The 12,201-nt window shown below is 62.2% G+C and carries 10 protein-coding genes; 2 read left to right on the top strand and 8 right to left on the bottom strand.

The features are described 5' to 3' along the window. Nucleotides 1-110: 110 nt before the first annotated feature. From BLW11_RS21525 to BLW11_RS21500, 6 genes are all read right to left on the bottom strand, one after another. Nucleotides 111-1,895, bottom strand: coding sequence for an IlvD/Edd family dehydratase (locus BLW11_RS21525; protein WP_048359760.1), 1,785 nt, complete (start codon nt 1,893-1,895; stop codon nt 111-113). A gap of 16 nt (nt 1,896-1,911) precedes the next feature. Next, on the bottom strand, nt 1,912-2,796 hold the full coding sequence (locus BLW11_RS21520) for an NAD(P)-dependent oxidoreductase (RefSeq protein ID WP_048359759.1): 885 nt from the start codon (nt 2,794-2,796) through the stop codon (nt 1,912-1,914). Next, nucleotides 2,793-4,163 (bottom strand): MFS transporter, encoded by a 1,371-nt coding sequence (locus tag BLW11_RS21515; protein WP_048359758.1) that lies wholly within the window; start codon nt 4,161-4,163, stop codon nt 2,793-2,795. Before BLW11_RS21515 ends, BLW11_RS21520 begins: the two co-directional genes overlap by 4 nt. Nucleotides 4,164-4,275: 112 nt before the next feature. Then, on the bottom strand, nt 4,276-5,247 hold the full coding sequence (denD, locus tag BLW11_RS21510) for a D-erythronate dehydrogenase (RefSeq protein WP_048359757.1): 972 nt from the start codon (nt 5,245-5,247) through the stop codon (nt 4,276-4,278). A 45-nt stretch (nt 5,248-5,292) separates the two neighbouring features. Then, complete coding sequence (locus BLW11_RS21505; RefSeq protein ID WP_048359756.1) at nt 5,293-6,141, bottom strand: ureidoglycolate lyase; 849 nt, start codon at nt 6,139-6,141, stop codon at nt 5,293-5,295. A gap of 97 nt (nt 6,142-6,238) precedes the next feature. Further along, nucleotides 6,239-6,979 carry an SDR family oxidoreductase gene (locus BLW11_RS21500; RefSeq protein WP_048359755.1) on the bottom strand — a complete coding sequence of 247 codons (741 nt, stop codon included), beginning with the start codon at nt 6,977-6,979 and terminating at the stop codon, nt 6,239-6,241. 106 nt (nt 6,980-7,085) lie between these two features. On the opposite strand from BLW11_RS21500, the gene BLW11_RS21495 reads away from it, so the two are divergent. Together BLW11_RS21495 and BLW11_RS21490 are read left to right on the top strand one after the other, a co-directional pair. Continuing rightward, on the top strand, nt 7,086-8,042 hold the full coding sequence (locus BLW11_RS21495) for a LysR family transcriptional regulator (RefSeq protein ID WP_048359754.1): 957 nt from the start codon (nt 7,086-7,088) through the stop codon (nt 8,040-8,042). 116 nt (nt 8,043-8,158) lie between these two features. Next, complete coding sequence (locus BLW11_RS21490; RefSeq protein ID WP_048359753.1) at nt 8,159-9,430, top strand: MFS transporter; 1,272 nt, start codon at nt 8,159-8,161, stop codon at nt 9,428-9,430. 84 nt (nt 9,431-9,514) lie between these two features. Here BLW11_RS21490 and BLW11_RS21485 read toward each other — a convergent pair whose 3' ends face one another. Together BLW11_RS21485 and fucP are read right to left on the bottom strand one after the other, a co-directional pair. Continuing rightward, nucleotides 9,515-10,822, bottom strand: a complete 1,308-nt coding sequence (locus tag BLW11_RS21485) for an MFS transporter (RefSeq protein WP_048359752.1) — start codon at nt 10,820-10,822, stop codon at nt 9,515-9,517. A gap of 51 nt (nt 10,823-10,873) precedes the next feature. Beyond that, nucleotides 10,874-12,100 (bottom strand): L-fucose:H+ symporter permease, encoded by a 1,227-nt coding sequence (gene fucP, locus BLW11_RS21480; RefSeq protein WP_048359751.1) that lies wholly within the window; start codon nt 12,098-12,100, stop codon nt 10,874-10,876. Nucleotides 12,101-12,201 lie beyond the last annotated feature (101 nt).

Here is a 12,201-nt window from a genome sequence, read left to right as displayed (position 1 = left end):
GCAGTGTGGGAGCTAGCCTGCTCGCGATCGAGTCACCGCGTTTTGCCTGACCATCCGCAGCGTCTGCTGCGCGAGCAGGCTAGCTCCCACAAGTCATGTGTCTGTGGTTTCTAGTGAGAGTGGCGGGGCGGGCCGTTTTCCGGGATCACGCGCCAGTACAGCGTTGCCGGTTCCAGGCAGCCGCCCGTGGACAGCTGGCCGACCAGCTGGCGGTACAGTTCCTGCCAAGGGGTTTGTGACGGGGCCAGCGGTGGCAGCGGTTCCTGGCGACGTTCGTCGAGGACGCTTTCGTCCACCAGCAGGTTGACGCTGCGGGCATTGAGGTCGACGCGCAGGCGGTCACCGGTGCGCAGTAACGACAGGCCACCGCCCACGGCGGATTCCGGGGACATGTTGAGGATCGACGGGCTGGCCGACGTTCCGCTCTGGCGGCCATCACCCATGCACGGCAGGGAGTCGATCCCGGTCTTGATCAGGTTGGAAGGCGGCGCCATGTTCACCACCTCGCCGCTGCCGGGGAAGCCCACGGTGCCGCAACCGCGAATCACCAGAATGCAGCGCTCGTCGATGTCCAGGGACGGGTCGTTGATGCGTGCCGTGTAGTCTTCCGGACCTTCGAACACAATGGCCCGCGCTTCGAAGCTGTTGGGTTGCAGCGGGTCGCTGAGGTAGGTCTTGCGGAAGGCTTCACCCACCACCGACATTTTCATGATGGCGCTGTCGAAGAAGTTGCCGCTGAGCACGATAAAGCCTGCGCGGTGCATCAGCGGGTCTTCATACGAGCGGATCACATCACGGTCGCCGGTCACGGTGTCGGCAACAATTTCCCCCATGTTGCGGCCGCTGACGGTGAGGCAGTCGCGGTGCAGGCGCCCCACCTTGTCCAGCTCGTGCATCACGGCCGGTACGCCGCCGGCACGGTGGAAACTTTCGCCCAGGTATTCGCCGGCCGGCATGCAGTTGACCAGCAAGGGTACGTCTTCACCCACGCGCTGCCAGTCTTCGAGCGACAGGTCGATGCCGCTGTGGCGGGCAATGGCGATCAAGTGCGGCGGGCAGTTGGTGGACGCGCCGAGCGCCGAGGCCACGGCAATGGCGTTTTCGAATGCCGCGTGGGTCATGATCTGCGAGGGGCGTACGTCTTCGCGCACCAGGTCGACAATCCGCATGCCGGTGGCATAGGCCATCTGCCCGCGTTCGCGGTAAGGCGCCGGGATACTGGCGCAGCCGGGCAGCGACATGCCCAGTGCTTCGGCCAGGGCGTTCATCGACAGGGCGGTGCCCATGGTGTTGCAGTGGCCTACAGAAGGCGATGACGCGGTGGTGAGGGTCATGAACCCTTCGTAATCAATCTCGCCGGCGCTGAGCAGGTTGCGCGCATGCCACAGCACCGTGCCCGAACCGATGCGCTGGCCCTTGTGCCAGCCATCGAGCATCGGCCCGCCGGACAGCACAATGGAGGGCAGGTCGGTGGTGGCGGCGGCCATCAGGCAGGCCGGGGTGGTTTTGTCGCAGCCGGTGGTCAGCACCACGCCGTCCAGCGGGTAACCGTGCAGCACTTCCACCAGGCCCAGGTAGGCGAGGTTGCGGTCGAGGGCCGCGGTTGGGCGACGTGATTGCTCGGCGATCGGGTGCACCGGGAATTCCATCGGAATGCCCCCCGCGTCGCGGATGCCGTCCTTGACCCGCTTGGCCAGTTCGATGTGGTGACGGTTGCAGGGCGTCAGGTCGCTGCCGGTCTGGGCGATCCCGATGATGGGCCGCCCCGATTGCAGTTCAGCCCGGGTCAGGCCCTGGTTCATGTAGCGCTCCACATACAGCGCAGTAAGGTCGGCGTGGCTTGGATCGTCGAACCACAGCTGGCTGCGCAGGCGGCGTGGGGTTGAATCGGTCATGGCAGGCTCCAGCAAGTTATTCGGGCAATGGGTTGTTGCGGCGCAGCTGACGGATCAGCCCGGCGTGGTCGAGCTCGCCGTCACCGGCCTCGACCATGGCGGCAAACAGACTGTCCACCAGGCTGCCCACGGGCAGGTTCAGGCCCAGCTTTTGCGCCTGGGCCAGGGCGGTGCGGGTGTCCTTGAGCTGCCATTTGGCAGGGCCACCGGGGGTGAAATCGTTGTTGAGCATGCGTTGGCCGTGTTGACGCCAGATCGGCGAATCGACAAAGCCGCCCATCAACGCTTCGTGGACTTTTGACGGGTCTGCGCCGCCGCGCTCGGCCAGCAGCAGGCCTTCGGCGACGGTGGCGATGGTGCTGGCGACGATCAACTGGTTGACCAGCTTGGACAGCTCGCCCGTGCCGGCCGGGCCGACGTGTACCGGACGGCCCATGGCCGCCAGCACCTGGCGGCCCTGCTCGAAGGCGGCTGCGTCGCCACCGACCATGATCGCGAGGCTGGCTTCCCGTGCTCCGCGCTCACCCCCCGACACTGGAGCATCGAGGTAGCGCAGGCCCAGTTCGGTACAGCGGCGTGCCTGGTCGGCGGCGGTGTCGACCGGGATCGAACTCATCACAATCACCAGCGCACCCGGCGCCAAGGCCAGGGCGGCGCCGTTTTCGCCAAACAGCACCTCGTCGCAGGTCGGACCATCGCTGAGCATGCAGATCAGCACTTGGGCGCCGTTTGCGGCTTGAGCCGGGGTCTGGAAAACCTCAGCGCCTTGTGCAGAGAGTTCCTGCACCTTGGCCGGCGAACGGTTCCACGCCCGCACCGGGAAGCCGGCGTGCAGCAGGTTGCGGGCCATGGGCTGGCCCATGATCCCGGTTCCGATAAAGGCTACGGTTGGCAGGTTCATGCTTTGCCTCCAACCGCCGGGGCCATTTCTGCGCCAATCTGCGACACCTTGTTGCGCGGCATCAGCACCATGCCCAGACCACCCAGGCCGACCAGTGCAGCAATCACCATAAAGCCCGGGGTGTAGCTGCCGGTGACGGTGAACAGGTAGCCAGTCAGGTAAGGGCCGATAAAGCCGCTGAGGTTACCGATGGAGTTGATCAGGCCAATCCCCACGGCCGCGCCAACGCCGGTCAGCACCTGCCCCGGTACGGCCCAGAACACGTTGATTGCGCTGTATACGCCCATGGCCAGCAGGATAAAACCGACGACGATGATCCATGGCTGGTTGAGCCACAGCGCCACGGCGATCGAGACGGCGGCCAGCATGGCGGCACCGCCCGCATGCCAGTGACGTTCTTGCAGACGGTCAGAGCGACGGCTCCACCAGATCATCGCCACTGCGGCGACGGCGTACGGGATGGCGGTGATCAGACCGTTCTGCATCAGGCCGATTTCCAGCCCGAACGAGCCGCGGAACGATGCCAGTACCGTTGGCATAAAGAAGTTCATCGCGTTGGAGCCCGAGGTGATGCCGAAATACACCAGCGCCAGCAGCCATACCTGACGGTTGCACAGAGCCTTGCGGATCATCTGGCCTTTGGTCGGTTGAACACCCACCACCAGCGGTTTGTTGCGCTCCTCCTGGGACAGGGTGTTGATCAGCCAGTTGCGCTGTTTGTCGGTCAGCCAGTGGGCATCGGCCGGGTGGTCAGTGAGGTAGAAGTAGCACACCACACCGAGGATCACGGCAGGTACGGCTTCGACGATGTACATCAGGCGCCAGCCGACGAAGCCCCAGGCATCGCCCAGTTCCATCAGGCCCACCGACAGCGGTGCACCGATGATTTGTGCGATGGGTACGCCCAGGTAAAAGGTGGCGATCATGCGGGCGCGGTAACGGCTCGGGAACCACAGCGACAGCAGATAAATGACCCCGGGGAAGAACCCGGCTTCGGCGATACCCAGCAGTACGCGCAGTGAGATGAAGTGCATGGGCGTCTGCAAAAAGCCCATGGCGCCGGCGATGATGCCCCAGGTCACCATGATCCGCGCAATCCAGACCCGCGCGCCGTAGCGGTGCAGCAGAATGTTGCTTGGCACTTCGAACATGAAGTAGCCGAGGAAGAAAATACCTGCGCCCAGGCCATAAATGGTCTGGCTGATGCCGATGTCTTCGTTCATCCGCAGTGCGGCGAACCCGACGTTGTTACGGTCCAGAAAGGCGACCACAAACAGCAGGATGAGAAAGGGGATCATGCGCTGGGTAACGCGCTTGATCGTCTGTTGTTCTATGTCCGAGATGTCGGGGAGCGGTGTGGTGGTCATATCGCACGGCCTCAGTTTTTATTGTTGTGTGTAGCGTGAGTCTTGAGTAACGAATCCTTCGTAGCCGGACGCAGTCTCGCTCCGCTCGTCAGCGGCTACGGAGCGCTTTGTGTCAGCCGGCTGTGTCCTCAATGTGGGCGCGCACGATGGCGTCGAAGTCCGGGTCGGCGGTAAAGCCCAATGCACGGGCGCGTGGCGCTTCGACCTTGCTCGGCCAGCTTTCGACAATGCGCTGGATGGTGGCGTCCGGCTCCCAGCGAATCAGTTTGACCACGTCGTCACCGGCCACCCGTTGCAGGGCACTGACCATGTCGGCCACGGTGGTGGTGACGCCCGGCAGCGGGATGATCCGCTGGTTGCCCAGGGTTTGCGGCGACAGGGTCATGCCCAGCAGCATCGATTCAATGATGCGTCGCGGAGAGGTGAGGTACACCTGGGTATCCGGGCGTACCGGGCAGACGGCCGGCAGGCCCACCAGCGGTTCGCGGATGATCGAGCTGAAGAAGGTCGAGGCAGCCTTGTTCGGTTTGCCGGGGCGCACCGCTACCGTGGGCAGACGCAGCACGCGGCCATCCACAAACCCTTTGCGCGCATAGTCGGCCACCAGCAACTCGCCTACGGCTTTTTGCATGCCATAGGAGGACTGCGGCGTGAGCACGGTGTTGTCATCGACCACGGCCGGCAACTCACCACCAAACACCGCGAAACCGCTGGCGTAGACGAAGCGCGGGGCGTTGCCCTGTTTGCGCAGGGTTTCGAGCAGCAGCATCAGGCCGTGCAAGTTGACCTGCATGCCGAGGTCAAAATCGGCTTCGGCAGCCGAGCTGACCACCGCTGCCAGGTGCCACACCAGATCCACTCCATCGGTGACGCGGGCGATGACTTCAGGGTCGGCCACATCGCCGGTGACCAGCTCGATACGTGGATCGACGGGCAGGTCTTCGCCGGCAAAGGCGTCGAACAGCACGATACGCTCAATGGCTCGGGGCGCCTGGCCTTCGAGGGTCAGGGTGTTCAGGTCAAGCAGGCGCTGAGCCAGTTGTTTGCCGATGAAGCCGGTGCCGCCAGTGATCAGAATTCGCATGGGTTGTTCCTGTTTCTTATGATTATTTTCAAAGTGTGCGGTGTGTCAGTCGGCCTGCACGGTGCGCTGGCGCTGTTCGCCAAGGCCGCTGATGCCCAGGCGCATTTCCTGGCCGGCGCGCAGGTACACCGGCGACGGTTTGATGCCCAGGCCCACACCCGGCGGTGTGCCGGTGGAAATCACATCCCCCGGTTGCAGCGACATACAGCGGCTCAGGTAAGCAATCAGGGCCGGGATCTGGAACACCATGGTGCGGGTATTGCCGTTCTGGTAGCGCTGTCCGTCGACCTCAAGCCAAAGGTCGAGCTGGTGCGGGTCGGCGATTTCGTCGCGGGTCACCAGCCATGGGCCGAGGGGACCGAAGGTGTCAAAACCCTTGCCCTTGTCCCAGGTGCCACCACGTTCCAGCTGCCACTCACGCTCGGACACGTCGTTGATCACGCAATACCCGGCCACGTGGTCCATGGCGTTGCTTTCGTCGATATAGCGACCGCCCTTGCCGATGACCACGCCCAGCTCGACTTCCCAGTCGGTCTTGGTCGAACCGCGGGGGATCTCGACGTTGTCGTTGGGGCCGCAAATGGCGCTGGTCCACTTATTGAACAGCACGGGTTCGGAGGGCACCGCCAGGCCCGACTCGGCGGCATGGTCTGCATAGTTGAGGCCGATGCAGATGAACTTGCCGACCTGGCCCACACAGGCGCCGATGCGGGGCGAACCGCTGACCAGGGGCAGGGTGGCGGGGTCGATCTTGCTCAGGGCGGCCAGGCTTTCAGGGTTGAGCGCGGAGCCTGCGACATCGGCGATATGGGCCGACACATCACGAATATTGCCTTGGGCATCCAGCAGACCCGGTTTTTCCTGACCTTTATCGCCGTAGCGCAGCAGTTTCATAAGCACTCCTATATTTAAATATGTTCTGTGGGAGCGAGCCTGCTCGCGAAACAGGCGGTGATGCCTTCGCGAGCAGGCTCGCTCCCACAGTCAGGTTTCAGTTACTCATCCCGCCATCAATCACTTGGGTGGTGCCGGTGGTGTAGCTGCTGGCGTCGCTCGCCAGGTACAGGGCCAATCGGGCGATTTCTTCAGCGGTGCCGATGCGGCCCATGGGCTGGCGGTCGACAAAGGCCTGGTACACCTCGGATTCCGTGCGGCCCTGTTCGCGGGCCTGCTCGGCAATCCGTTGGCGCAAGGAAGGCGAATCCACCGTGCCAGGGCAAATGGCATTGCAGCGAATACCCTGGCGCACGTAGTCGGTGGCCACCGATTTGGTCAGGCCAATCACGGCAGCCTTGCTGGCGGTGTAGGCAAAACGGTTGGGCACGCCTTTAACGCTGGAAGCCACCGACGCCATATTGATAATGCTGCCACCGCCCGCTGCCAGCATGCCCGGCAGGAATGCGCGGATCATGCGGTACATGGCCGTTACATTGAGGTCGAAGGAGAACTGCCACGCCTGTTCGTCACACTCCAGCAGCGCGCCGCTGTGCACGTAGCCTGCGCAGTTGAACAGCACGTCTACCGTGCCGATCTTCTGGCTGATCGCTGCGATGGCCGCAGGCCGGGTCACGTCAAGCTGCAAGGTGGTGATGCCGGGGATGTCCTGCAGCGCTTCGATATGCAGGTCGGTCGCGAAGACCCGGGCGCCCGCATCGCGGAACGCCAGTACCGATGCCCGGCCGATACCCTGTGCCGCAGCGGTGATCAAAACGCGTTTGTTGGCGAGGTTCATGGGAGGCTTCCATTGTTATTATTTGGCGCAACCACTGCACACTAATGTTGCCCTGCGATAATCGCCAATGAGATATTCTCAAGCCTCAATAACCGGAGGTTATCGGATGGCGGATGTCGGATTTAATCAACTGTGTAACTGGCTGCGCTTTCGCCATTTGGTGCTGATAGGCACCCTGGCGCGTACCCAAAACATGCATGCCACCGCGCAGGAAATGAGCATCAGCCAGCCGGCGGTGAGCAAGATGCTGCGTGAGATCGAGCACCAATTGGGCTTTGAGGTCTTTGCCAGATTGCCGCGCAGCATGACCCTCACCGATCTGGGCAGCCATGTGGCCCGGTTTGCCCAGATTGCATTGAATGACACCCAGCAATTTGTGGGGCAGATCAACCATCTGCGCCAGGGCGGTCACGGCTTGCTGAAGGTCGGCACCATCTATGCGGCGACGGCCATGGCAGTGCCCGCCGCCATTGTGCGGGTCAAGCAGGACTGGCCATTGCTCACCGTGCAAGTGCTGGAAGGCACCAGCGCCAATATGCTGACCCTGCTCGAACACAAGGAGCTGGACCTGGTGGTCGCGCGATTCACCCTCGACCGTCACCGTGAGCTTTTTGATTTCCAGGCGCTGGCGCCGGAGCCGCTGTGCCTGGTCACGGGCAGCCAGCACCCGCTGGCCGGTGCCAGTGAAGTACCGCTGGCCGATCTGGGCAGTTGGCCGTGGGTGATTTACCCCACGGGCACCCCGATGCGGGCGCGGGTGGAAAAAGCCTTTGTGGAGGCGGGCATGCAGACCCCGGAAAACACCGTAGAAACCGTGTCCCTGCAAACCACCATGCAACTGCTGCAAACCACACCGGCGGTGGCGATGCTGGCTGAGTCGATGGTCGAGCCGGAAATCCAGGCCGGGCGCTTGACCCGGCTGGCGTTGCCGTTTCCGCTGGTACTGGCGGATTACGGCGTCATCACCCGGCGCAATGAAGTCCCGCAGTGGTCTGCAAAAGCCTTTATCGATGCGCTACTGAGCGGCCCCGATGCGCTGCGCGGCGCTCGCCAGACGCCTTGATAACCCGCAGTTATTAACTGATCCAATCTTGTGATTGGGCAGCGCGCAAAGCGCCTACTAGAGTGAGCGTCGCCCCACCTGTCGGGTAGGGGCGCAACCGCTCATGAGAGGCGCGTATGAGAACAATAAAAAGCTACAAGACGCTGACGATTTTCTTCCTGTTCCTGATTGGCGTGGTCAACTACCTCGACCGCAGCGCCTTATCCATTGCCAATACGACGATCCAGAAAGACCTGGCCATCAGCCCGATGCAAATGGGTGTGATGCTCTCGGCCTTTTCCGTTGCCTACGCCTTCTCGCAACTCCCCCTCGGTGCCTTGATCGACAAGCTGGGCAGCAAGCTGGCGCTGGGCGGTTCGTTGGTGGTGTGGTCGGTGGCGCAGGCGGCGTTCGGGCTGTTCAGCAGCTACGGCCATCTGGTCGGGCTGAGGGTGTTGCTGGGCATTGGCGAGGCGCCGGTATTTCCATCGGCGGCCAAGGCATTGTCCGAGTGGTTTGACACCCAGGAGCGGGGCACTGCCACCGGTTGGGTCTGGTCCTCGACCTGCATTGGCCCGTGCCTGGCACCGCCGTTGCTGACCGTGTTCATGGTGCATCTGGGCTGGCGCGGGATGTTTATCCTGACGGGCATCATGGGCCTGTTGCTGGCGGTGTGCTGGTTCAAGTTCTACAAAAGCAAGGCCGAGTACATGGCTGAAACGGGTCGGGCAGAGCCGGTGGCCGTGCAGCAACAAAAGGCGCCGAAAGTGCGCTGGACCTCACTGTTCAAGGACCGTAACACCTGGGGTGCGTTTCTCGGGTTTATGGGCGTGATCTACATGATCTGGCTCAACCTTACCTGGCTGCCCGGTTACTTCGAGCGCGAGCACGGTCTGGACCTGTACCGCACGGCCTGGGTGGTATCGCTGGCTTATCTGTTCGGCGCACTTGGCACCATCGTTGCCGGTAAATGCTGCGACCGGCTGGTGGCACGGGGCATGCGGGTTCTGGCCAGTCGCAAACTGATGGTGATTCTGGGCCTGCTGGGCGGGGCGCTGTTTACCTTGATCGTGGCTTTCACCACCAACGTCGTGGCGTGCGTGATCCTGCTGTGCCTGACCATGTTCTTTATCAACATCAGCAGCGCCACGGCCTGGATGATCGTCAACACCATCGTGCCCTCGGAGCGAGTGGCCTCGTTTGGTTCGATCCAGAATTTTGGCGGCTACCTGGCGGGCTCCATCGCACCGATCCTCACCGGATTCAGCGTGCAGCAGAGCGGTTCGTTCTCCACCGCGTTTGTGATCAGTGCGGTGGTCGCGGTGTGTTCGGCGTTTGCCTACTTTGCGCTGCTCAAAGAGCCCTCTGAACCGCTGACGCGTCTGGATGGGGCGCCTGTGGCGGCCTGACAAGTCACTGGGCGCTGATTTGCCGACGATGCAGGCGACGCGGTGTAACAGTAAAACCGCGTCGTCTTCATCGTTCCCTCGCTTTTAACCGGGGGACTGGACCGTTTGAACCGCATCAGCCTGCTTGCCGGCCCTCGCCGAGCGGATCAACATCAACGAACCCACCAGTGCAGTCGCGGCCAGGAAGTACATGCCCGCATGGGCGTTATTGAAGTACCCCTCGGCCCAGGTTTTGACCGTGGGTGCGAGGAACCCACCCAGGTTGCCCAGCGCGCCGATCACGGCGATCCCGCTGGCCGCTGCCGCACCCCCCAGGAAGCGCGTAGGCAAGGTCCAGAACAAGGGTTGCACGGTGATAAACCCGGCCGCCGCGACGCAAAACGCCAGAATCACCAGCGGCAAGCTGCCGCTCAAGGTCGAGCCGACCATGCCCACCGCCGCCAGTGCCAGCATCAGCGCGGCGAAGCGGGTTTGCTGGCCCTTGCGGTCGGCGTAGCGGGTCACGGCGTATAGCATGATCACAGTGGCAATCCACGGGATCGATGTCAGCAAGCCCACCTTCAAACCAATACCGGTGCCCAGCAGTTCGGCAATCCGCGTCGGCAGGTAGAACAATACGCCATACACGCTGACCTGAATCGTGAAGTAGATCAGGGTGAAGTACAGCACCTTCGGGTTGATCAGCGCCGCGCGCCACGATGACGGGCCTTTGTTGGCCTTGAGCAGTTGCTCCTTTTCCAGTTCGTGCTCGATAGCGGCCTTTTCTTCGGTGCTCAGCCACTTGGCATTCCGGGGCTTGTCGGTCAGGTAAAAGAACGCGAATACGCCGATGATCGACGCCGCCAGACCTTCAGTCACAAACATCCATTGCCAGCCGGCAAGGCCAAACTGGGCGGTTTCCAGCAGCCAGCCCGACACCGGCCCGCCGACCATCAGCGACACCGGCACCCCAAAGTAGTAAATGCCATAGGCCGAGCCGCGCTGGTTCTGCGGGAACCAGTAGGTCAGGTACAGCACCACCCCCGGCGACAGCCCGGCTTCGGCCACACCCAGCAGAAAACGCAGGATGTAGAAGCTGGTTTCGTCGTGGGCGAACATCATCGCTGCCGACACCAGCCCCCAGGTGACCATGATCCGGCTCAGCCAGATACGGGCGCCGATTTTGTGCAGCATCAGGTTGCTCGGGACTTCAAACACCGCATAGCCGATAAAGAAAATACCGGCGCCCAACGCAAACGCCGCGTTGCTCAGGCCGGTGTCCGCCTGGAAGGCATGCTTGGCAAAACCAATGTTGGAACGGTCGATGATCGCCATCGCGAACATCAGCGCGACAAAGGGCAAGATACGCCAGCGGATTTTGCTCAGCGCCTGTTTCAAAGCGGGGTTGGACATGAGGTGCTCCCATTGTTTTTTTTGTGGAGTACAACGACATCGGTACAGCGATTAACGGTTTTTCAAGGCAGCACGGGCATAGCCCGCCACGATCACAAAGCAGCCCATCGGCAACAGGTACGCCACGGCGGTGGAGGAGTGGTCGGCCACCAGGCCCATCACGTAGGGCAGCAGTGCGCCGCCGACAATGGCCATGATCATGAACGAGCTGCCGCGCTTGGTATGCGGGCCGAGGTTTTTCACGCCCATGGCAAACAGGGTCGGGAACATGATCGACATAAAGAAGAACATCGCCACCAGTGCCACCACCGAAACACCTTCAAGCCCCAGCACCACCACGGCGCTGAGCCCTACGTTGATCACGGCGTAAATCAGCAGCAGGCGCTGGGCATTCACGCGGCCCATCAGCCAGGTGCTGAAGAAGCGACCAAACATAAAGCTGAGCATCGCCACGGACAGCAAATAGGCCGCTTGCTGGCTGCTCATCTGCGCCCAGTGCTCGGTGACGTAGTTGATGAAAAACGCGCCGACACCCACCTGTGCGCCCACATAGAAGAACTGGGTGATGACCCCGGTGACGAACTCGCGGTGTTGCCACAGGGTTTTGTGGTTGTGCTGCTGGGCTTGAACTTCTTGCTCGCGCAGGTCGGGCAACGGGGTACGGGCGATCAGAATCGCTACCAGCAGCACCAGCGCGGCAATCACCAGGTAGGTCATTTGCAGGGACTGGGTGGTGTCGGTGCTGTTGGCACCGCTGAAGAACAGTGCGCCGCCAATCAATGGGCCAAAAAACTGCCCCAGGCCGTTGAACGACTGGGCCAGGTTCAAGCGTCGTTCAGCCCCTTCGGGCGTGCCCAATACCGTGGCATAGGGGTTGGCGGCGGTTTCGAGGCAGCCCAGACCGCAGGCGATCACAAACAGGGCGAACAGAAAGAACTGAAAACTCTGTGCAGCGGCTGCGGGCATGAACAGCAGGGCGCCGGTGGCGTAGAGGCACAGACCGAGCAAAATGCCGGCCTTGTAGCCGTACTTGTCCATCAGGAAACCGGCGGGCAGGGCGATCAGAAAGTACGCGCCGAAGTACGCACTTTGCAGCAAGCCCGACTGTGCTTTGCTGACGTGCAGGGTTTCTTGAAAGTGCTTGTTCAGCACATCAAGCAAGCCATAGGACAGGCCCCACAGAAAGAACAGACAGGTCACCAGAATCAGTGCCCAGCGATAGGACGTAACCGCCCGGGTGAAGGACGGCTCTGCGACGTTCGAGTGCTTGAGTGACATGACGCATCTCCTTTTTATTGTTGTTGGCGACTTGCGTGGATCTGGATCGATTTGTGGGGGCGAGCCTGCTCGCGAAGGCATCAAAGCCTGCTTCGCGAGCA

Origin of the sequence: Pseudomonas deceptionensis, from assembly GCF_900106095.1 — a bacterium.
GTDB lineage: Bacteria > Pseudomonadota > Gammaproteobacteria > Pseudomonadales > Pseudomonadaceae > Aquipseudomonas > Aquipseudomonas deceptionensis.
Note: the sequence above shows the minus strand (reverse complement) of the source record. Positions and strands in the feature narration are given on the sequence as shown.

What these genes read in the sequence shown, in the direction of transcription:
- BLW11_RS21525 (WP_048359760.1), bottom strand. Translation starts at nt 1,895, where the DNA reads ATGACCGATTCAACCCCACGCCGCCTGCGCAGCCAGCTGTGGTTCGAC.
- BLW11_RS21520 (WP_048359759.1), bottom strand. Translation starts at nt 2,796, where the DNA reads ATGAACCTGCCAACCGTAGCCTTTATCGGAACCGGGATCATGGGCCAG.
- BLW11_RS21515 (WP_048359758.1), bottom strand. Translation starts at nt 4,163, where the DNA reads ATGACCACCACACCGCTCCCCGACATCTCGGACATAGAACAACAGACG.
- denD (WP_048359757.1), bottom strand. Translation starts at nt 5,247, where the DNA reads ATGCGAATTCTGATCACTGGCGGCACCGGCTTCATCGGCAAACAACTG.
- BLW11_RS21505 (WP_048359756.1), bottom strand. Translation starts at nt 6,141, where the DNA reads ATGAAACTGCTGCGCTACGGCGATAAAGGTCAGGAAAAACCGGGTCTG.
- BLW11_RS21500 (WP_048359755.1), bottom strand. Translation starts at nt 6,979, where the DNA reads ATGAACCTCGCCAACAAACGCGTTTTGATCACCGCTGCGGCACAGGGT.
- BLW11_RS21495 (WP_048359754.1), top strand. Translation starts at nt 7,086, where the DNA reads ATGGCGGATGTCGGATTTAATCAACTGTGTAACTGGCTGCGCTTTCGC.
- BLW11_RS21490 (WP_048359753.1), top strand. Translation starts at nt 8,159, where the DNA reads ATGAGAACAATAAAAAGCTACAAGACGCTGACGATTTTCTTCCTGTTC.
- BLW11_RS21485 (WP_048359752.1), bottom strand. Translation starts at nt 10,822, where the DNA reads ATGTCCAACCCCGCTTTGAAACAGGCGCTGAGCAAAATCCGCTGGCGT.
- fucP (WP_048359751.1), bottom strand. Translation starts at nt 12,100, where the DNA reads ATGTCACTCAAGCACTCGAACGTCGCAGAGCCGTCCTTCACCCGGGCG.